At 63.3% G+C, this 19,206-nt stretch carries 20 protein-coding genes; 13 read left to right on the top strand and 7 right to left on the bottom strand.

Annotated features, from left to right (window positions below; translation table 11 throughout):
- Nucleotides 1-34: 34 nt before the first annotated feature.
- The 3 genes from NMQ16_RS10210 to NMQ16_RS10200 are packed head-to-tail and all read right to left on the bottom strand — an operon-like array spanning nucleotide 35 to nucleotide 1,472.
- The gene (locus NMQ16_RS10210; RefSeq protein WP_257080456.1) at nucleotides 35-487 is read right to left on the bottom strand and encodes a DUF3106 domain-containing protein; all 453 of its coding nucleotides are present in this window, start codon (nucleotides 485-487) and stop codon (nucleotides 35-37) included.
- Nucleotides 487-909 carry a DUF3619 family protein gene (locus NMQ16_RS10205; RefSeq protein ID WP_257080455.1) on the bottom strand — a complete coding sequence of 141 codons (423 nt, stop codon included), beginning with the start codon at nucleotides 907-909 and terminating at the stop codon, nucleotides 487-489. Before NMQ16_RS10205 ends, NMQ16_RS10210 begins: the two co-directional genes overlap by 1 nt.
- Entirely contained in the window at nucleotides 906-1,472 is a 567-nt protein-coding gene (locus NMQ16_RS10200; protein ID WP_257080643.1) for an RNA polymerase sigma factor, read from the bottom strand. Before NMQ16_RS10200 ends, NMQ16_RS10205 begins: the two co-directional genes overlap by 4 nt.
- Before the next feature lie 196 nt (nucleotides 1,473-1,668).
- Here NMQ16_RS10200 and NMQ16_RS10195 point away from each other — a divergent pair, with 196 nt between their 5' ends.
- The 5 genes from NMQ16_RS10195 (at nucleotide 1,669) to NMQ16_RS10175 (ending at nucleotide 7,865) form a co-directional block, all read left to right on the top strand.
- A complete protein-coding gene (locus NMQ16_RS10195) occupies nucleotides 1,669-3,378 on the top strand; it encodes an acetolactate synthase 3 catalytic subunit (RefSeq protein ID WP_257080454.1) in 1,710 nt (569 codons plus the stop codon).
- Between the two features lie 151 nt (nucleotides 3,379-3,529).
- Nucleotides 3,530-4,021 carry an acetolactate synthase small subunit gene (gene ilvN, locus NMQ16_RS10190; RefSeq protein ID WP_257080453.1) on the top strand — a complete coding sequence of 164 codons (492 nt, stop codon included), beginning with the start codon at nucleotides 3,530-3,532 and terminating at the stop codon, nucleotides 4,019-4,021.
- 71 nt (nucleotides 4,022-4,092) lie between these two features.
- Complete coding sequence (ilvC, locus tag NMQ16_RS10185) at nucleotides 4,093-5,109, top strand: ketol-acid reductoisomerase (protein ID WP_069039477.1); 1,017 nt, start codon at nucleotides 4,093-4,095, stop codon at nucleotides 5,107-5,109.
- A 206-nt stretch (nucleotides 5,110-5,315) separates the two neighbouring features.
- On the top strand, nucleotides 5,316-6,092 hold the full coding sequence (gene pssA / locus NMQ16_RS10180; RefSeq protein WP_257080641.1) for a CDP-diacylglycerol--serine O-phosphatidyltransferase: 777 nt from the start codon (nucleotides 5,316-5,318) through the stop codon (nucleotides 6,090-6,092).
- A 228-nt stretch (nucleotides 6,093-6,320) separates the two neighbouring features.
- Nucleotides 6,321-7,865: a 2-isopropylmalate synthase gene (locus tag NMQ16_RS10175; RefSeq protein WP_257080452.1), complete on the top strand. Its 1,545-nt coding sequence runs from the start codon at nucleotides 6,321-6,323 to the stop codon at nucleotides 7,863-7,865.
- A 33-nt stretch (nucleotides 7,866-7,898) separates the two neighbouring features.
- Here the strand turns inward: NMQ16_RS10175 and NMQ16_RS10170 are convergent, their stop codons facing one another.
- A complete protein-coding gene (locus NMQ16_RS10170; RefSeq protein ID WP_257080451.1) occupies nucleotides 7,899-8,258 on the bottom strand; it encodes a DUF2069 domain-containing protein in 360 nt (119 codons plus the stop codon).
- A gap of 1 nt (nucleotide 8,259) precedes the next feature.
- The gene (gene wrbA / locus NMQ16_RS10165) at nucleotides 8,260-8,853 is read right to left on the bottom strand and encodes an NAD(P)H:quinone oxidoreductase (protein WP_257080450.1); all 594 of its coding nucleotides are present in this window, start codon (nucleotides 8,851-8,853) and stop codon (nucleotides 8,260-8,262) included.
- Nucleotides 8,854-8,952: 99 nt separating this feature from the next.
- On the opposite strand from wrbA, the gene NMQ16_RS10160 reads away from it, so the two are divergent.
- Nucleotides 8,953-9,798, top strand: coding sequence for a YihY/virulence factor BrkB family protein (locus NMQ16_RS10160; RefSeq protein WP_257080449.1), 846 nt, complete (start codon nucleotides 8,953-8,955; stop codon nucleotides 9,796-9,798).
- On the opposite strand, the gene NMQ16_RS10155 is transcribed toward NMQ16_RS10160, so the two are convergent.
- The gene (locus tag NMQ16_RS10155) at nucleotides 9,795-11,246 is read right to left on the bottom strand and encodes a hypothetical protein (protein WP_257080448.1); all 1,452 of its coding nucleotides are present in this window, start codon (nucleotides 11,244-11,246) and stop codon (nucleotides 9,795-9,797) included. The two genes, NMQ16_RS10160 and NMQ16_RS10155, sit on opposite strands and share 4 nt — an antisense overlap.
- A gap of 163 nt (nucleotides 11,247-11,409) precedes the next feature.
- Here NMQ16_RS10155 and pyrF point away from each other — a divergent pair, with 163 nt between their 5' ends.
- The 7 genes from pyrF to rplS all read left to right on the top strand — a co-directional run bounded on the left by pyrF (nucleotide 11,410) and on the right by rplS (nucleotide 17,222).
- The gene (gene pyrF / locus NMQ16_RS10150; RefSeq protein WP_257080447.1) at nucleotides 11,410-12,150 is read left to right on the top strand and encodes an orotidine-5'-phosphate decarboxylase; all 741 of its coding nucleotides are present in this window, start codon (nucleotides 11,410-11,412) and stop codon (nucleotides 12,148-12,150) included.
- A 226-nt stretch (nucleotides 12,151-12,376) separates the two neighbouring features.
- Entirely contained in the window at nucleotides 12,377-13,213 is an 837-nt protein-coding gene (locus tag NMQ16_RS10145; protein WP_257080445.1) for an ABC transporter substrate binding protein, read from the top strand.
- Nucleotides 13,210-15,135: an ATP-binding protein gene (locus NMQ16_RS10140; protein ID WP_257080444.1), complete on the top strand. Its 1,926-nt coding sequence runs from the start codon at nucleotides 13,210-13,212 to the stop codon at nucleotides 15,133-15,135. Before NMQ16_RS10145 ends, NMQ16_RS10140 begins: the two co-directional genes overlap by 4 nt.
- Before the next feature lie 88 nt (nucleotides 15,136-15,223).
- Nucleotides 15,224-15,460 carry a 30S ribosomal protein S16 gene (gene rpsP / locus NMQ16_RS10135; protein WP_257080443.1) on the top strand — a complete coding sequence of 79 codons (237 nt, stop codon included), beginning with the start codon at nucleotides 15,224-15,226 and terminating at the stop codon, nucleotides 15,458-15,460.
- Nucleotides 15,457-16,002, top strand: a complete 546-nt coding sequence (gene rimM, locus NMQ16_RS10130) for a ribosome maturation factor RimM (RefSeq protein WP_306441786.1) — start codon at nucleotides 15,457-15,459, stop codon at nucleotides 16,000-16,002. The genes rpsP and rimM overlap by 4 nt, the downstream gene beginning before the upstream one ends.
- Nucleotides 15,984-16,715 carry a tRNA (guanosine(37)-N1)-methyltransferase TrmD gene (gene trmD, locus NMQ16_RS10125; protein WP_257080439.1) on the top strand — a complete coding sequence of 244 codons (732 nt, stop codon included), beginning with the start codon at nucleotides 15,984-15,986 and terminating at the stop codon, nucleotides 16,713-16,715. The genes rimM and trmD overlap by 19 nt, the downstream gene beginning before the upstream one ends.
- Nucleotides 16,716-16,838: 123 nt before the next feature.
- Complete coding sequence (rplS, locus tag NMQ16_RS10120; RefSeq protein ID WP_069039488.1) at nucleotides 16,839-17,222, top strand: 50S ribosomal protein L19; 384 nt, start codon at nucleotides 16,839-16,841, stop codon at nucleotides 17,220-17,222.
- Nucleotides 17,223-17,314: 92 nt separating this feature from the next.
- On the opposite strand, the gene dxs is transcribed toward rplS, so the two are convergent.
- Nucleotides 17,315-19,204: a 1-deoxy-D-xylulose-5-phosphate synthase gene (gene dxs, locus NMQ16_RS10115; RefSeq protein ID WP_257080438.1), complete on the bottom strand. Its 1,890-nt coding sequence runs from the start codon at nucleotides 19,202-19,204 to the stop codon at nucleotides 17,315-17,317.
- Nucleotides 19,205-19,206 lie beyond the last annotated feature (2 nt).

Below are 19,206 nucleotides of genomic sequence, written 5' to 3'. Positions count from 1 at the left end.
TGCACTCCGGCGAACCGTGGAGAACATGCACAGTTTACTTGCGCACAGGGGTTGCAGCGGCGGCGCCCGGCGCTTTCTCTACCGGGCGTTGACTGTCATTGAAGCGTTTGCGTTCTTCGCGCGACAGGCTTTCGTAGGCTTCCCACTTGCGCGCCAGTGCTTCGCGCTGCTCGGGCGGCATGGCCTGCAGGCGCTTGTAGCGCTCGCGTGCTTCGACCCGCTCCTCCGGTGTAAGGCTGGACCAGTAGCTCATGCGAGCGCGCATGCGCGCTCGCTCGTCGGGCGTCATCGATGGAAATCGCTGCGCGAGTTCGAGCCATTTCCGGCGCCTGTCATCGTCAAGGTGGTTCCAGTCACCCCCCAGCGGAGCGAGCACGTCGCGCTGCGCTGCACTCAGATGCTGCCAGTCGGGCTGCTCGCCGGCCTGTGCAGGGACGGCCGCTGTGAAAGCCAGCAGAATCGAAATCGCATACAGCAGGGTGCGCATCAGACGCCTCCCTGGTGCGCGACCCAGGCGGCAAAGCCGCGGTCGAGATAGGCATCGATCGGCAGGTCATCGGTCAGCAGTGCGCTGTCGATTTCAATGACTTCGCTGTGATTCGCGTTCGCAGCATATTGCCCGGCAAAGGTGGCGACCGCAGCCAGCAATACGATGCCGAGCGCCGGCGTGATGACGTCGCGCAGCCAGTTCTGGCCGGTGCCCGGAAAGCCGACCAGCTGAAACAGGGCGATAGGCGCCCGTCGTTTCGATGCATGCAGTGCAAGCGCCTTTTCGCGCGACTGGCTCAGACGGAACACGATGTCGGGCGCCAGTCCGGCACTGGCGGCTTCCAGTGCGGCATGCGCGCGCTGGCCTATCGCTGCCTGTTCGAGCGCGGTCGGCTCGGGCCTGATGACGGGATGGTTCATAGCTTGACGCCGCGCAGTTTCAGGGCGGCGGCCAAAGAATGCGTCGCGCGCGAGCAGTGCGTCTTCACGCTGCCCTCGGAGCAGCCCATGACCGCCGCGGTTTCGGAAATATCCATTTCTTCCCAGTAACGCATCAGGAAAGCCTCTCGTTGACGGCCCGGGAGCCGGGCAATCTCCCGCTCGATGAGCGCCATCACTTCCGCCTGCCCGACGTTCTGCTCCGGGCTGCGGCCGAATGATGACGGGTCGTCGACCACCATGGTGTCGAGCAGATCGAAATCGTCATCGTCATCCGCGCCGGAGAAGGCCGACAGCAGCGTTGTCCAGGTCGAGCGTACCTTGCGTCGCCGGAAAGCGTCGCGAATGACGTTCTGCAGGATGCGCTGGAACAGCATCGGGAACTCGCCGGCCGGCCGGTCACTGTACTTTTCTGCCAGTTTGAGCATTGCATCCTGCACCGCATCGAGCGCGGATTCATCATTGCGCAACGCGAAAACGGCCTGTTTGAAGGCACGACGTTCCACGGCGGCGAGAAAGCTCGACAGTTCTTCTCTGGAAGCCAGATTGATTCCTTCTCGGGGTGATCTGCGCCGAACGGTCAGCGTGGTCTGGATCGATCGGCTGGAGGCTTGGTTCCCGGCGGACGGGGCGCGATGGTGAGTTCGCATCGTCGCGCCGATGGCGGACAAATGCCTTGACCACGCAACAGGTGCAGGCTACCCTCTGGCGCTTTTCCGGAAATTTTATACAGGTGCTTCAATGCTATTGACCGGAGCGGAAATTGTAGTCAGGTGCCTTGCGGAAGAAAAGGTCGAATATGTGTTCGGGTATCCGGGCGGTGCCGTCCTGTACCTGTACGACGAGCTTTTCAAGCAGGACGCGGTACGCCATGTACTGGTCCGGCACGAACAGGCCGCGCTGCACGCGGCCGATGCCTACTCGCGCTCGACTGACCGTGTAGGGGTTGCGCTCGTCACATCCGGTCCCGGTGTCACCAATGCCATCACCGGCATAGCCACGGCTTACATGGATTCCATCCCGATGGTGATCATCTCCGGTCAGGTGCCGACGGCCGCCATCGGCCAGGACGCCTTCCAGGAGTGCGATACGGTCGGCATCACGCGTCCGTGCGTGAAGCACAACTTCCTGGTCAAGGACGCGAAGGATATCGCCAGCACGATCAAGAAAGCCTTCTACATCGCGAAGACCGGCCGCCCGGGCCCGGTGCTGGTCGATATTCCGAAGGACATCACGATCGCCAAGGCGGAGTATGAGTACCCGAAATCGGTGACGATGCGTTCGTACAATCCGATCATCAAGGGGCATCAGGGGCAGATCAAGAAGGCCGTTCAGCTGCTGCTGGAAGCCAAGCGGCCGATGATCTACGCCGGCGGCGGCGTCATCCTGTCGGACTGTTCGGAGCAGCTCACCAAACTCGTACGCACGCTCGGCGCGCCGTGCACCAACACGCTGATGGGCCTCGGCGCCTATCCGGCGACCGACAAGCAGTTCGTCGGCATGCTCGGCATGCACGGCAACTACGAGGCGAACATGGCGATGCAGTACTGCGACGTGCTGATTGCCGTCGGCGCCCGCTTCGACGATCGGGTGATCGGCAATCCGGCTGACTTCGCGCGCATTGCGCGCAAGATCATCCACATCGACATCGATCCGTCGTCGATCTCCAAGCGTGTGAAGGTGGATGTGCCCATCGTCGGCAACCTGCCGGACGTGCTGGACGACATCCTTCGCCTGCTCGACGGCTCGGCTGACCGCCCCGATCCGGAAGCGCTCGGCGAGTGGTGGAAGCAGATCGAAGAATGGCGCCGCCGCGACTGCCTCAAGTACAAGCAGAGCGACGAAATCATCAAGCCGCAGTTCGTCATCGAAAAGCTGTGGGAAGTGACCAAGGGCGACGCATTCGTGACGTCCGACGTCGGCCAGCACCAGATGTGGGCGGCTCAGTACTACAAGTTCGACAAGCCGCGCCGCTGGCTCAATTCCGGTGGTCTGGGCACGATGGGCGTGGGCATTCCCTACGGTATCGGCGTGCAGCTCGCCCACCCGGGATCGCCGGTTGCGGTGGTGACCGGCGAAGGTTCGGTGCAGATGAACATCCAGGAACTGTCGACCTGCAAGCAGTACCGTATCCCGCTCAAGATCTGCAGCCTGAACAACCGCTATCTGGGCATGGTCCGCCAGTGGCAGGAAATCATCCACGGCAACCGCTACTCGGAGTCGTACATGGATTCGCTGCCGGATTTCCCGAAGCTGGCAGAAGCCTATGGCCACATCGGCATGCGCATCGAAAAGCCGGGCGATGTCGAAGGCGCACTGCGCGAGGCGTTCAAGCGCAAGAATGATCTGGTGTTCCTCGACTTCCAGGTCGACCAGACCGAAAACGTTTATCCAATGGTGATGGGCGGCAAGGGTCTGACCGACATGATCCTGTCTTCGGAAGACCTGTAACCGTAGTTCGAACGCTGCTGTACGCGGAGCTGGCCGGCCAGGCTGGCCAGTCCGCCAGCCGGGATTACCCGCCCGGCAGGCATCGGGCACCGGCCTCCGGCAGCCCGTTTCCGCGGCAGCGGTCTCTGCAATCCCTACCAAGGCGCTCGCAATGAGGCACGTCATATCCGTATTGATCGAAAACGAGGCAGGCGCACTGTCTCGCGTGTCCGGGCTGTTTTCCGCTCGCGGCTACAACATCGAATCGCTGACCGTGGCACCGACCGAAGACGTGTCGCTGTCGCGCATGACCATCATTTCCACCGGTTCGGATGACATCATCGAACAGATCACCAAGCAGCTGAACAAGCTGATCGAGGTGGTCAAGGTGGTTGACCTGTCCGAAGCCGCACACGTCGAGCGCGAGCTCATGCTGATCAAGGTGCGCGCGACCGGCAAGGACCGTGAAGAACTGAAGCGTGTCGCCGACATCTTCCGCGGCCGCATCATCGACGTGACCGACTCGACCTATGTCATCGAGCTGACCGGCAACACGTCCAAACTCGATTCCTTCGTCGGCGCCATCGATGCGTCGCTGATCCTGGAAACCGTGCGTACCGGCGTCTGCGGCATCGGCCGCGGCGATCGCATATTGCGTCTGTAGGCAGCAACCGAATCCGTATCACCTTCACGTACCACATCACCGCTCAAACCCACACGTATAAGGGAAAACCCATGAAAGTCTTCTACGACAAGGACGCTGACCTGTCCCTCATCAAAGGCAAGAAAGTCACCATCGTCGGTTATGGTTCGCAAGGCCATGCCCACGCACAGAACCTGTCCGATTCCGGCGTCAAGGTCACGGTCGGCCTGCGCAAGGGCGGCGTGTCCTGGAAGAAGGCTGAAGGTGCCGGCCTGAAGGTGAAGGAAGTGGCAGAGGCAGTGAAGGGCGCGGATCTGGTCATGATCCTGCTGCCGGACGAGAACATTCCGCAGGTGTACTACGGTGATATCGAGCCGAACATCAAGAAGGGTGCGACGCTCGCATTCGCGCATGGTTTCAACATCCACTACAACCAGGTCGTGCCGCGCGCCGACCTCGATGTCGTGATGATTGCGCCGAAGGGCCCCGGCCATACGGTTCGTTCCGAATACCTGCGCGGAGGCGGCGTGCCGTCGCTTATCGCCGTGTATCAGGACAAGTCGGGCAAGGCGCGTGATCTCGCGCTGTCTTACTCTGCGGCCAACGGCGGCACCAAGGGCGGCGTGATCGAAACCTCGTTCCGCGAAGAGACCGAAACGGATCTGTTCGGCGAACAGACCGTGCTGTGCGGCGGTCTGGTCGAACTGATCAAGGCCGGTTACGAAACGCTGACGGATGCAGGCTACGCACCGGAAATGGCCTATTTCGAATGCCTGCACGAAGTGAAGCTGATCGTTGATCTGATCTTCGAAGGCGGCATTGCCAACATGAACTACTCGATCTCGAACAACGCCGAGTATGGTGAGTACGTGACCGGCCCGCGCATCATCGGCGCAGAAGCCCGTGCCGCGATGAAGGAGTGCCTGGACAACATCCAGAACGGCAATTACGCCAAGCGCTTCATTCTCGAAGGCCGCACCAATTACCCGGAAATGACCGCCCGTCGTCGCCTGACCGCGAATCACGAGATCGAGAAGGTCGGTGCCGAGCTGCGTGCGATGATGCCGTGGATCGCGAAGAACAAGCTGGTCGACCAGTCGAAGAACTGATTCGGTGCCTGTGCGGCCCGATCAGTCTGCGCATGTGCGTGGACTGATCGGGCTTTTTCTTTCCGGGCTTGAATGATTCCGGTCGTGTCCTGAGACATGGATCGCTCATGATGGCGGACCTGTTCGCATGGCGTCCGCCGGATCGCCCTGTACGCAGTGTTCTGCCTTGCGCGTTGCCGTTGCGCAGGGTTTGCCGGAGTGAGCGCATGTCAGAGTACGACCCGCAGTATGTGAAACCGGCCGACCCGCTGAAACGTCGGCGCGGCATCTACATCCTGCCCAATCTGTTCACCACAGCCTCCCTGTTTGCGGGCTTCTACGCGATCGTGCAGGCCATGAACGGCCGCTACGAGTACGCCGCTGTCGCCATTTTTGTCGCCATGGTGCTTGACGGGCTTGATGGTCGGGTGGCGCGCCTGACCCATACGCAGTCCGCGTTCGGCGCCGAGTACGACTCGCTTTCGGACATGGTGTCCTTTGGCGCTGCGCCCGCGCTGATCGCCTACGAGTGGGCCATGCGCGGCCTCGGGAAATGGGGCTGGATTGCCGCCTTCATCTACTGTGCCGGCGCGGCATTGCGATTGGCGCGTTTCAACACCAATCTCGGCACGGTGGACAAACGATATTTTCAGGGACTGCCGAGCCCGGCCGCGGCAGCGTTGGTCGCCGGCCTTGTGTGGGTCACGACCGACAATGGGTACACCGGCCCGGACATGCGCTGGGCGGCGTTCGCAATCACCCTTTTCGCCGGCCTGACGATGGTCAGCAACGTGAAATTTTGGAGTGGCAAGGACATCAATCTGCGCCGAAGTGTGCCCTTCATCGTCATTTTCGGCTTCGTGCTTGCCTTCGTTGCGGTGTCGGTGAACCCGCCCATCGTGCTGTTCGGCCTGTTTGTCGCCTATGCGTTGTCCGGCTACGTGATGCTGCTGGCGAAAATCTTCACGCGAAAATCAGCTCAGCCTCCGGCCGACCCACAGTAAGTGCGATTGCCGGACGGCGGAATTGCATTTATATTCGCGTACATGAACGCGATCCGCCTTCCGTCGTCATCCCTCTCGCTGCGCCGCCTGCTGCTGGCCCGGCCGCTGCTGCGCTCGCGCGCACACTAATTCCTCCCCAAAATTTGCTGAAGTCTGCCCGCCGTGCGCCAGCGCCACCGCGGAGCGATCCCGTACGCCGAACATTCCAGTCTGAAACCGGAGAAAGTCATGTCTGAACGATTGATCATTTTTGACACCACCTTGCGCGACGGCGAACAAAGCCCCGGCGCATCGATGACGCGCGACGAGAAGTTGCGCATTGCCCGCCAGCTCGAACGCATGCGAGTCGACGTCATCGAAGCCGGCTTCGCAGCCGCTTCTAACGGTGACTTCGAGTCGGTACGCGCGGTGGCGGAAACCATTCGCGAATCCACCGTGTGCTCGCTCGCCCGTGCCAGCGAGAGCGATATCCGCCGGGCTGGCGAGGCGATCAAGCCCGCCGCCAGCGGGCGCATCCACACCTTCATCGCGACCAGCCCGATCCACATGGAGAAGAAGCTGCGCATGACGCCCGATCAGGTCGTGGCGCAGGCGATCAAGTCGGTCGGCTGGGCGCTCGAGTACACGGATGACGTGGAGTTCTCGGCCGAAGACGCCGTGCGCAGCGACATCGATTTCCTGGTCCGTGTCTTCACCGAGGTGATCAAGGCGGGTGCCCGGACCATCAACGTGCCCGATACGGTCGGCTATTCGGTGCCGGCGCAGTGGGCCGAGCGCATGAAGCAGCTCATCGAGCGGGTTCCGGGCGCCGACAAGGTCATCTGGTCGACGCACTGCCATAACGATCTCGGCATGGCGGTCGCCAATTCGCTTGCCGCTGTGATGGCCGGCGCACGCCAGGTCGAGTGCACGATCAACGGACTGGGCGAGCGGGCAGGCAATGCGTCACTCGAAGAAATCGTCATGGCAGTGCGTACCCGGCGTGATGTGTTCGGCCTTGAGACGCGTATCGATGCCACGCAGATCGTGCCGGCGTCGCGCCTGGTGTCGACCATCACCGGCTATCCGGTGCAGCCGAACAAGGCGGTGGTCGGTGCCAATGCCTTCGCGCACGAGTCCGGCATTCATCAGGACGGCGTGCTCAAGCACCGCGAAACCTACGAAATCATGCGTGCCGAGGATGTGGGCTGGAACACCAACAAGCTGGTGCTCGGCAAGCATTCGGGCCGAAATGCATTCCGCGCGCGCCTGAACGATCTGGGCATCGTGGTCGAGTCGGAAGAACAGTTGAACGTCGCGTTCGCCGCCTTCAAGGAGCTGGCCGACAAGAAGCACGAAATCTTCGATGAGGACCTGCAGGCGCTGATGAGCGACGAGTCGGTCACGCCGGAAGAGGAACTGTACAAGCTGGTCGCCATGAGCGTGCGTTCGGAAACCGGTGAAACGCCGCATGCCGCAGTGACGCTGATCGATGCAGGCCGCGAAGCGACCGTCGAGTCGAAGGGCAGTGGCCCGGTCGATGCGGCGTTCCGGGCGATCGAAATGGTGGCGGCGAGCAAAGCCGAACTGTTGCTCTATTCGGTCAACGCGATCACCACCGGTACCGACGCGCAGGGCGAGGTGACCGTCCGTCTGGCGAAGGGCGGCCGCATCGTGAATGGTCAGGGTGCGGACACCGACATCATCGTCGCTTCGGCCAAGGCCTACATCAACGCGCTGAACAAGCTGCGCGGCGGCCAGAAGCTGAATCCCCAGGGCGAAAGCCCGATCTGACCTGAAGGCCGGCGCCAGGGGCGCCGGCCTTTGTCACTCCGCTGCAGCCATCCGGCTTGGCGCCGTCAGTTTCGAATAGAACATGCAGCCGAAGAACAACGTCGTCGTCAGCACGGTTGCGACAGCCGCCAGCTGCGCCGACAGCCCGCTGTCGGACGTCGCACGCACGATGCCCTCCGTCAGGTAGACCAGGCTGAGCAATGACATCCACTGATGCGTGTAGCGCTTGCCACGCAGGATGCCGAACAGCGCGGCAAGCAACGGCACGATCTTCAACACCAGCCAGGACCCACCCGGACGCAGTGGAGCAAGCCACAGCTCCCACGCCAGGCCGAGCAGGATGAGGGCGACCAGGCTGATGCTGGCCATCAGGTTCCAGTGACGTGCGGTCATGTCAGGCGGCCAGTTTGAGTGCAGTGAGTGCAAGCCTGCGGCCGAGTGCGAAGGCGAGGCGTGCCTCCGGCTCGGTCAGCCGGTTGTCGCCATCGGCTCCCGCCACATGGCTGGCGCCGTAGGGCGATCCGCCGTCGGGTGTCGTGCTGAGGTCGGGTTCGGAGTAGGGCAGGCCGACAATGACCATGCCGTGATGGAGCAGCGGCAGCATCATCGTCAGCAGTGTGCTTTCCTGACCGCCGTGCTGTGAGGTGGTCGAGGTGAATACCGCAGCAGGCTTGCCTGACAGCGCGCCCGACAGCCATTGCGGACTGCTGCCATCAAGAAAGTACTTGAGCGGCGCGGCCATGTTGCCGAAGCGGGTCGGACTGCCCAGCGCCACGCCGGCGCATTCTTCCAGATCGCGTGCTTCGGCATAAGGTGCGCCGCTGTCCGGCACTGTCGAGGCGACCGCCTCGCACACCGTTGATACAGCGGGTACGGTGCGCAGGCGTGCGGCGGCACCGTCGACCGAGTCGATGCCGCGCCCGATCTGGCGCGCCAGATTGAGAACCGAGCCGTTGCGGCTGTAGTACAGAACCAGAATTTCCTTCACCGGATATCTTTCAACGCAGGTGATCCAGCACAATGAGGTGGCTGAGTGTACAGGCCCCGGCCCCGGTCACCGAATTTCCCGTTCTTCTTCGCGTACGACATGTCTTCCCGTTTCCCGGTTTCGCTCGGCCGCATTTTTCGGACACTGGCGGCCACGGCTCGTCGGCACCGGGACGCCCATGCGGCCCAGTCCGCCGCCGCGTTGGCACTGGCGCTGCTTTTCGCGCTGGTGCCGCTGCTGGTGCTGGCGCAGCAAATCGCCGATCTGTTGCCCGATGCGCTGCGCGTCGCCAAGCCGCTGCGCGCCTATCTGACCGGTACGCTGCTGCCGGATGAAACGGGCGCATCGGTGGTTCGCCACGCCATGCGCTTCGTCGCAAAGGCGCGCCGCCTTTCAGCGGCCGATCTGCTGGTGCTGCTGGTCAGTGCCTGGGTGTGGGTGCGCACCGCAGACCATGCGATCAATGCAATGTGGTCACAGGCGCCGCGACGCAGGCTGCGCCAGACCATGCTGGTCTATCTCGGCCTGCCGCTTCTGGCACCGCTTGCCCTGGGCACCGGAGCCGCGCTGAGCCTGTATCTGGTCACCGCGTCGCTCGGACTGATCGACGAGCCGACCTGGCTCAAGCTCGCGGCGCTGCGCGCGGCGGCCGCTCTGGTCACCGCCGGTTTTCTGCTGTTGCTGTACGGCATGCTGCCCCGCGCTCGCGTATCGCTGCGCTATGCGGCGACCGGTGCGCTGGTCGCCACGGCGCTGCTGTCGTTGATGCAGAAGGCTCTCAGTGTCTATATCGATCACGTGCCGGGCTATGAGCTGGTATATGGCGCGCTGGCGACCTTGCCGGTTTTCCTGCTGTGGCTCTATCTGTTCTGGAGCATCGTGCTGTTCGGCGCCAGCCTGACGGCGGAACTGCACGCAGGCGTGCGGTCGGGCAACAGACCCTAGGACGTCATCAGTTCTTCAAGTTCGAACAGTTCGAAGGCGTGAGTTTGCAGGGTGAGGTCCGACAACCGGGCATCTCCCAGCCGCAGGCGCTCGCCGGCGGCATGCGCGATGAGGATATCGCGCCCGACTGCGGCGCCCGTTTGCAGCATCAATGCCGGCTGCGGTCGGCGCGAAGTCAGCGGCGGCAGCCGCAGTGCTGCGACCGACATGCGACCGGATGCCCGCTCGGTGCCGAATATCACGGTGGCTGCCTGTGCGCCATGGCTGAGCAGTTCGACACCGATTTCCATCTGGTCCGCCTGTCCGCTGCGTGCCCAGCGCACCACGCAGATCATCCATTTCCGCGAATCGACGCCCTTGATCATGACCGGCGTGCCCGGACGTACAAGTCCGGTCTGGCCGCTCGCCAGACTCAGCGCGAAGCCGCTCGCACTGTCGTTCTGGATGATCCAGTGCGAACTGCAGTTCGACCAGTCCGGCGAGGCATCGCGCCGTTCGAGCAATGTCCATATCGCATCGAACCCGATCAGCATGCGCACGTCCTGGACGCGTTCGCGGCGCGCCTGCTGGCGCCTGGGCATCGACATCCAGCGCGACTGGAGCATGCGCATCAGCCGGCGCGTCGGCAGTTGTTCGAGACAGGCAGGCAGGTGCAGTTCGCCAGCGCTGCCCCCTTCGTCGATCAGATCGAGGTGCTGACCGAGTACCTGCCCCAGCCGCTGACATGAGCAGTAAAGGATGTGCCCGGTGCGTTCCATGTCGGCCGGTGTGCGCAACACCGCGGTGGGACCCCGGTCTATCTCGTCGTCGAGCCAGAACCATGAATCCAGGTCGCGATGGGGGGGTTGTACCTGCATCTGCACCGCCCCCGAGTAGCTGCGCACGTATTCGGCTACCCGGAAGAAATCGGACGGTGCAAGATTGGGCGGCTGGGCAAGCGCCAGCGCGACCAGTTGACGGTAAAGCTGTTCGGCGTCGACAGAGCCCGGCCCGCTTGTCATCGGCGTGGCTACGGTCCGCGCATGCATCAACAGCGCATTGGCGGTGCCCCACAGGCCCGGCGGGTCGTCGGCCGCGATGAGCACATTGAGTGCGTAGGCGTTGAGTACGCACACCATGGCATGTCCTGCGGTACGTGCGGGCCGATGGGCCGCGCCTTCTGCGAGCGCATCGAGATAGGCGCGGGCAAGCCGCATATGCAGCAAACAGAGCGTTTCCGCGGTGTTGCGCATTCCATGTTCGACCGGGAGGGCACTCGCCGCAAGCTCTGGCTTCAGTGCCGCAGTGCAGGTTCGCGCACGGTCGTGGAAGATATCGAGGATGCGCACACGAACGGTCTGTGCCACGTTCGCCTCGTCGAGCATGTCAAGGTGGGCAGACAACGCGGTCGATTCAACCGCGACTAGGCTGTCAGCCGGCTGTGCGAGCCAGTTGAGCACCGTTCTCATGCCGTCTCCCGTCCGCGCGTCACGGATGAGCCCTTCGAGCACGGGCGATACGGAAGCGGGAAAAGACATCGTGAGTGATCGTTGCAGCGGAAGAAGGAAGGGATGATTCTAGTAAACTCGGGCTTTTCGTGCGCAGGCCATACGCCTCACTTCTTTCTGGATCATGACCGACTTCCGACCCGCCAGCGCTGAACGCCCCCTCATCGACCCGGCCGACCGGCTGATTGTTGCCCTGGATGTACCGAGTGCCGATCAGGCGCGTGCCGTCGTCGACCAGCTGGGCGACGCGGTCCGCTTCTACAAGATCGGTCTGGAGCTGTTCATGACCGGCAACTACTTCGAGCTGCTCGACTGGCTGGTGCAGCGCGACAAGAAGGTGTTTGTCGACCTGAAGTTCTTCGACGTGCCGGAAACCGTGCGGTCGGCAGTCCGTGCGCTGTCCTGCAGCGGTGCGACCTTTGCGACGGTGCACGGCAATCAGGCCATCATGGAGGCGGCTGGCGCCGACAAGGGCGCATTGAAGATTCTCGCAGTGACCGTGCTGACCAGTCTCGATCGCGGCGATCTGGACGACCTCGGCTTTGCCTGTGATGTCGAAGCACTCGTTCTGTCACGCGCCCGGCGCGCGCTGGCAGCCGGGTGCGATGGTGTCGTGTCGTCCGGTCTTGAAGCGCCGGCGATCCGCGCCGAACTCGGTTCGCGCGTGCTGGTCGTGACGCCGGGCATCAGGCCGGTCGAGAACCGGCCGTCTGACGACCAGAAGCGTACCGTTGATGTCGCGCAGGCGTTGGCCAACGGTGCCGATTACCTCGTGGTCGGGCGCCCGATCCGCAATGCGTCCGACCCGGCCGCGGCCGCGCGCCGGATGCAGCAGCAGATCGCACAGGCGCTGGGTGTGTGCTGAAAGGAAACCCGCGTACGTCATCAGCCCTTCGGATGATGATTTGCGCGTGAGCCTTGCAGCATACTCATCGTGTCTTCAGTCAGCGTCGGGGCAGTACCGCGTTCACGTGCTTGCGTCGGCACCTACACCCGCCCGGTCGTCCATGCGTTCCCGGTTCTCCCGGGCCGCCAGGGCGCTGCTGTGCGCGCTCCTCCTGCTTGGTGCGCCAGCCGCTCTCGCAGCATCCGTGCTGGTCCTGCTCAGTGAATCGGGTGGCGCCTACGCGGAGTTTGCCGATTCATTGAAGGCTGAGCGCGGCGCGCGTGGCGGCTATTCGATCGCCGTGCTGTCGCGGGCAGACTTTTCGCCCGAAGCGCTCGAGTCGCATGATCTGGTGGTCGCTGTCGGTGCGAGTGCACTGCGCACGCTTGTGCAGAGCGAGGTCAATGTACCGGTGCTTTCCACGCTTGTGCCGAAGGCGGCTTACGAAGCCTTGGTTGCAGGTGATGCGCGCAGGTGGTCGGCCATCCATATCGATCAGCCATTTTCGCGTCAGGTGGCGCTGATCCGTCTGGCACTGCCTGACGTGCGGCGCATCGGCGTGGTGGCTGATGCTGATACACCGCAACGCCTGCAGCCGCTGCGCGAGGCGATGACCGGCACGCCGCTCCAGTTGGTGTTTGCGTCCTTTACAGGTGAGGCATCGCTTTTCTCGTCGCTCACACAGGTTCTTGAGCAGTCTCAACTGTTTCTCGCGCTGCCGGATCCGCGCGTGCACAACGCCGGCACCGTGCGCAATCTGCTGCTTACATCCTTCCGTGCCCGCATACCGGTGGTCGGATTTTCCGCCGCCTACGTACGTGCCGGCGCAGTGATGTCGCTTTACTCGACGCCCGAACAAATGGCGCGCCAGGCCACCGACGCGATGATCGGCTGGACACTCGAACGCAACTGGCCGCCTGCGCGCTTTCCCCGTCACTTCACGGTGTCGGTGAATACCCATGTTGCACGCTCGCTCGGCCTGCGGATCGCCGATGCCGAAGCCTTGCGCGACCAGCTGGTGCAGCAGGAGAAGTCGCCATGAAGCACTGGGGAATCCGATCCCGCGTTCTGCTGGTGGCACTTGCACCCCTGCTGGTGTGTGGCCTTGTCGGTGGCGTGTGGCTCGTGCTGGATCGTCTGGCCGCGCTCGAAAGCGCGCTGGTCGAACGGGGTCACGCCACTGCGCGTCAGGTTGCGGCCTCCGCCGACTACGGCGTGTTTTCCGGCAACACCGATGCACTGGTGGCGCTGATCGAGGCCGCGCGGCGCGAACGTGACGTCACGGGCATCATGGTATCGAACCGCGACGGAGACCTCGTGGTGTCGGGCGGCTTGCTCAGCCGTGAAGCCTATGTGCCCGGTGCCCGGCCGGCCGGACTGGCACTGGTCGAGCTTGAGTCCTCGACGCTTTTCATCGAGCCCATTGTGCGCAGTGCGGTGATCGGCGACCAGGACATGTTCGACGGGCTGACCGAAGGCTCGGTCGACAATCGCCCAACCGGTTGGGTACTTGTCGAGGTGTCGCGCAAGCGGGTCGATGCGCTGAAGACCGATTTCGCCGTGACAAGCGCGCTCGTCATTGCCTGCGCGCTGCTGGCGGCCAGCGCGTTTGCGATCCGCATCAGCCATACGGTGACCCGACCGGTGCGAGAAGTATCGCGCGTCGTCCGGCGAATCGGCGACGGTCATCTCGACGAGCGTGTGCCGGTGGCGGGAGGCGGGTCGCTGCGTATCCTGGGCGAAGGCGTGAACAACATGGCCGAGCGGTTAACCCGAGCGCGCGACGAGCTTGAAGCACGCATTGCTGACGCGACCCGCCAGTTGCGCAGTCGCACGGACGATGCCGAACGCGCCAATCACGCGAAATCACGTTTTCTTGCAGCCGCCAGCCATGACCTTCGCCAGCCGATGCACGCGCTCGGGCTGTTCGTTGCCGAACTGGCCGAACGCTTGCGCGGTTCGGAACATCGTTCCCTGATAAGGCAGATCGAGGAATCAGTCGGTGCGATGGAAGATCTCCTCGATGCGCTGCTCGACATGTCGAAGCTGGACGCCGGCGGCGTAACAGCGCGTCGTTCCGAGTTCGCATTGCAGCCGCTGTTGTCGCGCATCGTGGATGACTTCGCGGCCGATGCACTGCAGCGCGGATTGCGCCTGAAGCTGCGCGCGACCGACGCATGGGCGGATACCGATCCGCTGCTGCTTGAACGCATCATGATCAATCTGGTGTCGAATGCGGTTCGCTACACGCAGCGGGGCGGCGTGCTGATTGCCGTGCGAACGCGTGGCGATCTCCTGCGCATCGAGGTGCGCGACTCGGGTCCGGGCATCCCCGACGAGGCGCTCGAGATGATTTTCGAGGAGTTCTACCAATTGCAGAACCCGGCGCGCGCGCGTGGCCAGGGTCTCGGGCTCGGACTGGCCATCGTACGGCGACTGGTCGGACTGCTCGGCCACGAGGTGACCGTGCGCTCGCGGACCGGTGTGGGGTCGGTATTCGCGATCGAAGTACCCCGTGTCGAAGGTGGTAACCGCACTGTGCCTGAAGACGTGCCGGACGTGATGCCCGACCGGCTGTCGCTGTTCGTCGTCGTCATCGACGACGATCCGGGATCTCGCACGAGCATCGCCGGTCTGCTTGCCTCCTGGGGCTGCGAGGTGCTGTGTGCCGGAACACTGTCCGAAGCGCGCGACGCCATCCGGCAGCGCGAGAAGGCGCCGGCACTGATCCTGTGCGATTTTCGGCTCGCAGCCGTCGCGACCGGGATCGACGTGCTCGACACGCTGCTCGCCGAGCAGAAGGGTGAGATCGCCGCTGCACTGGTAACCGGTGACACCGATCCGCAGGTGAGGCGCATGGCGACCGCGCGCGGCTACCCGGTGTTGCACAAGCCGGTGCGTCCGGCTCGGTTGCGTGCATTGATCCAGCAGGTTCTTGCGCAGTCACAGAACCCGGTCGCCTGATGACGATCGAAGTTGCGCGGTGAATGTCTTGCTGCGTAGTAGGTTCTTCGCTAATATCGCGGGTTTTCCTCGTTTCGAAGGAAGTGCAATGGTCGTTATCCGTCTCGCGCGTGGGGGTGCCAAGAAGCGCCCGTTTTTCAATATCGTTGCGACCGATTCCCGCAATCGTCGCGATGGCCGCTTCATCGAGCGCGTCGGTTACTACAACCCGATCGCCCCGGAAGGCACCGGCCTGTCGGTCAACACCGAACGACTGGCCTACTGGACCGGCGTCGGCGCGCAACTGAGCCCGACGGTCGCCCGTCTGGTCAAGAAGGTCGCCTGATTTCCGGCTCGGCGAGCACCCTGGTCGTCCTCGGGCGACTGTCGGCGCCGTTCGGCGTGCAGGGTTGGTTGAGGCTGCACCCCTTCGGTGACGATCCTCAGTCGTGGAAAGTGATCGGAGACTGGCGTGTTCATGCCGACGCAGACGCGCCGGCTGATCAGTGGGGCACGCTGAAGCTGGCTGCGTTGAAACTGCAGAACACCGGGCCGGTCGTGAAGTTCGAAGGCTGCGACGACCGTAACGGGTCGGAAAAGCTGGTCGGCCTGTATGTAGCCGTGCCGCGCCATGAACTTCCGGATACCGGAGAGGATGAGTACTACTGGGGCGACCTGATCGGTCTGACGGTCGTGAACAGTGCGGGCGTGACGCTCGGTCAGATCGATCGGCTGCTGGAAACCGGTGCCGACGACGTGCTGGTCGTGGTCGATGCCCGATCGGGTGACAAGCCGGTTGAACGCCTGATTCCTTTTGTGTCGGCCGTGGTGACCGATGTCGATCGCGAAGCGGGCGTGGTTTGCGTCGAATGGGATGCGCAGTGGTAGGGCCTGATCGCGCTGACGAAGCAGCCGGAACGGCGGGTATCGCCTTCGAGGTGATCACGCTGTTCCCTGAAATGTTTGCGGCCATCGAGCGCAGCGGCATCACGCGACGCGCGATGGAGCGATCGCTGTGGCGCGCGAATTATGTCAATCCGCGCGATTACGCGACTGACGCCCACCGTACCGTGGATGACCGTCCGTATGGCGGTGGTCCCGGCATGGTGATGATGGCGGAACCGCTCGCGCAGTCGATCGCGGCGTGCAGGGCGCGCCATGGCGGCGCGGTGAAAGTGGTGCACTTTTCACCGGCGGGCGAGCGATTGACGCATCGTCGCGTGATGGACCTGTCAGGCGCGCAGGCGCTTGTCTTGTTGTGTGGTCGGTATGAAGGGGTGGATCAGCGCTTGATCGACCGCCATGTCGACCTTGAAATATCGCTGGGTGATTTCGTGTTGTCCGGCGGTGAGTTGCCGGCGATGGTGCTGATGGATGCCATCATCCGCCAGCTTCCGGGCGCACTGAATGACGCAAATTCGGCGATCGAGGATTCATTCGTTGCCGGCCTGCTCGACTGTCCGCACTACACGCGGCCGGAAACGTGGGAAGGCGAAACGGTGCCGGAAGTGCTGTTGTCGGGTGATCATGCCCGTATCCGGCGCTGGCGCGCCGAGCAGGCTCTGGCGCTGACGCGCAAGCGTCGTCCTGATCTGCTGTAGGAAAATGACGTAAATGCAGTTGAAGTAGAGAGGGTGATCGCGTACGGATCACTTCAATAAATGCGCGCATCACGGAACAGGTGCTCTGCGGCAAGGCAATGCCACTGACCAGGAGTTTTTGCAATGAATCTGATTGAGCAACTCGAACAGGAAGAAATCGCCCGTCTGGGCAAGAACATCCCTGACTTCGCGCCCGGCGATACGGTGATCGTGAACGTGAACGTGGTCGAAGGCGAGCGCAAGCGCGTCCAGGCTTACGAAGGCGTCGTGATCTCGAAGCGCAACCGCGGCCTGAACTCGAATTTCATCGTTCGCAAGATTTCCAGCGGCGAAGGCGTCGAGCGGACATTCCAGACCTACTCGCCGCTGATCGCGTCGGTCGAGGTGAAGCGCCGCGGCGACGTGCGCCGCGCCAAGCTGTACTACCTGCGCGAGCGTTCGGGCAAGTCGGCGCGCATCAAGGAAAAGCTTGTGCGCCGCGCTGCACCGGCTGCCAAGCAGGACTGAACGCAGTCCTGCGGGGCGCCTCGGCGCCCCCTGCAGCGATGATGAAAAAGGGACCTCGCGGTCCCTTTTTCACGTCTGGCCTCGCGCTGATGTCAGCTGGCATCCAGCGGCTGCAGCGCAGCCCGCACCCGAGCCCGCACGCCCGCCTCATCCAGTCCGACCTCCGCCATCAGTTGCGCCGGATCGCCGTGATCGACGAAGCGGTCAGGCAGGCCGATGCGCACCACGCGACAGGCGAGTCGGGCGTCGTTGATCACGCGCTCGACTTCGCTGCCGGCGCCGCCGATCAGCGCGTTCTCTTCCAGCGTCACCAGCACTGCGTGGCGCTGCGCCAGTTCGATTACAAGCGCCGTGTCGAGCGGCTTGGCAAATCGCATGTTCGCCACGCTGGCGTCGAACTCATCAGCCACTGCCAGCGCCGGTGTGAGCATGGCGCCGAAGGCAAGCAGGGCGACTTCGCCGTTGCCGGAACGGCGCAGCTCGCCCTTGCCGATCGGCAAGGCGCGCATGTCGCTCTGCAACGGTACGCCGGGGCCACTGCCGCGCGGATAGCGTACGGCGCTGGGACCTTCGTGCAGATAGGCGGTGTACAGCATCTGCCGGCACTCGTTCTCGTCGCTTGGTGTCATCACGACAATGTTCGGCAGGCACATCAGGTAGGACAGGTCGAACGCACCGTGATGGGTCGCACCGTCGGCACCCACCAGACCGGCGCGGTCGAGTGCCATCATGACCGGCAGGTTCTGCAGGCAGACGTCGTGGATCAACTGGTCGTAAGCGCGCTGCAGGAAGGTCGAGTAGATGGCGACCACGGGCTTCATGCCTTCGCATGCGATGCCGGCCGCGAACGTCAGTGCGTGCTGTTCGGCGATCCCCACATCAAAGTAGCGCGTCGGGTATTCCTGGGCAAAGCGCACCATGCCCGAGCCTTCGCGCATCGCCGGCGTGATCGCCATCAGCTTGTCGCTCAGCGCCGCCATGTCGCACAGCCAGTCACCGAACACCTGGGTGTAGGTCAGCTTGCCGGCGCCCTTGGCCGTCTGGATTCCCGCATGGTGGTCGAACTTGCCGACACCGTGGTACAGGATGGGGTCGGCTTCGGCCAGCTTGTATCCGTAGCCCTTCTTCGTGATCACGTGCAGGAATTTCGGTCCGGGCAGTTCGCGCAGGTTTTCCAGTGTCGGAATCAGTGCGTCAAGATCATGTCCGTCGATCGGACCGTAGTAATGGAAGCCGAATTCCTCGAACAGCGTGCCGGGCGTGATCATGCCCTTCACGTGTTCTTCCGCACGCTTGGCGAACTCCTTCAGCGAAGGTGCCAGTTCGAGCACCTTTGCTCCGGCTCGCCGCGCAGCATTGTAGGTCTGGCCCGACAGCAGGCGTGTCAGATACTTGTTCAGCGCGCCGACCGGCGGCGAGATAGACATGTCGTTGTCGTTCAGGATGACAAGGATGTCCGCGTCTTCGACGCCAGCATTGTTCAGCGCCTCGAATGCCATGCCGGCGGTCATCGCGCCGTCGCCGATCACCGCGATGCTGTGCCGTTTCAGCCCTTGTGCGCGGGCTGCGACGGCCATCCCGAGGGCCGCGGAGATGGAGGTCGAAGAGTGCGCGGTGCCGAAGGTGTCGTACTCGCTTTCGCAGCGGCGGGGGAAGCCGCTCACGCCCTGATACTGGCGCAGTGTCGACATGCGTTCGCGCCGGCCGGTCAGTATCTTGTGCGCGTAGGTCTGGTGGCCGACATCCCACACGATGCGGTCGTGCGGCGTGTTGTAGATGTGATGCAGCGCGACCGTCAGTTCCACCGTGCCGAGGTTGGACGACAGGTGACCGCCGGTGCGCGACACCGATTCGAGCAGGAATCTGCGCAGTTCGGCCGCCAGCGGCGCGAGGTCGCGCGCGTCGAGCGCCCGCACGTCGGCCGGAGAGCCGATCGTGTCGAGCAGCGGGTAGGCGCTTGTCGTTTGCAAGGATCTGTCCATGT

Origin of the sequence: Methyloversatilis sp. XJ19-49, from assembly GCF_024580145.1 — a bacterium.
Classification (GTDB): Bacteria; Pseudomonadota; Gammaproteobacteria; order Burkholderiales; family Rhodocyclaceae; genus Methyloversatilis.
This window is presented reverse-complemented; position numbering and strand designations above follow the sequence as displayed.

Bases quoted from the DNA above. Each gene is read 5' to 3' on its own strand.
- NMQ16_RS10210 (WP_257080456.1), bottom strand. From the start codon at position 487: ATGCGCACCCTGCTGTATGCGATTTCGATTCTGCTGGCTTTCACAGCG.
- NMQ16_RS10205 (WP_257080455.1), bottom strand. From the start codon at position 909: ATGAACCATCCCGTCATCAGGCCCGAGCCGACCGCGCTCGAACAGGCA.
- NMQ16_RS10195 (WP_257080454.1), top strand. From the start codon at position 1,669: ATGCTATTGACCGGAGCGGAAATTGTAGTCAGGTGCCTTGCGGAAGAA.
- ilvN (WP_257080453.1), top strand. From the start codon at position 3,530: ATGAGGCACGTCATATCCGTATTGATCGAAAACGAGGCAGGCGCACTG.
- ilvC (WP_069039477.1), top strand. From the start codon at position 4,093: ATGAAAGTCTTCTACGACAAGGACGCTGACCTGTCCCTCATCAAAGGC.
- pssA (WP_257080641.1), top strand. From the start codon at position 5,316: ATGTCAGAGTACGACCCGCAGTATGTGAAACCGGCCGACCCGCTGAAA.
- NMQ16_RS10175 (WP_257080452.1), top strand. From the start codon at position 6,321: ATGTCTGAACGATTGATCATTTTTGACACCACCTTGCGCGACGGCGAA.
- NMQ16_RS10170 (WP_257080451.1), bottom strand. From the start codon at position 8,258: ATGACCGCACGTCACTGGAACCTGATGGCCAGCATCAGCCTGGTCGCC.
- NMQ16_RS10160 (WP_257080449.1), top strand. From the start codon at position 8,953: ATGTCTTCCCGTTTCCCGGTTTCGCTCGGCCGCATTTTTCGGACACTG.
- NMQ16_RS10155 (WP_257080448.1), bottom strand. From the start codon at position 11,246: ATGAGAACGGTGCTCAACTGGCTCGCACAGCCGGCTGACAGCCTAGTC.
- pyrF (WP_257080447.1), top strand. From the start codon at position 11,410: ATGACCGACTTCCGACCCGCCAGCGCTGAACGCCCCCTCATCGACCCG.
- NMQ16_RS10140 (WP_257080444.1), top strand. From the start codon at position 13,210: ATGAAGCACTGGGGAATCCGATCCCGCGTTCTGCTGGTGGCACTTGCA.
- rpsP (WP_257080443.1), top strand. From the start codon at position 15,224: ATGGTCGTTATCCGTCTCGCGCGTGGGGGTGCCAAGAAGCGCCCGTTT.
- trmD (WP_257080439.1), top strand. From the start codon at position 15,984: ATGGGATGCGCAGTGGTAGGGCCTGATCGCGCTGACGAAGCAGCCGGA.
- rplS (WP_069039488.1), top strand. From the start codon at position 16,839: ATGAATCTGATTGAGCAACTCGAACAGGAAGAAATCGCCCGTCTGGGC.
- dxs (WP_257080438.1), bottom strand. From the start codon at position 19,204: ATGGACAGATCCTTGCAAACGACAAGCGCCTACCCGCTGCTCGACACG.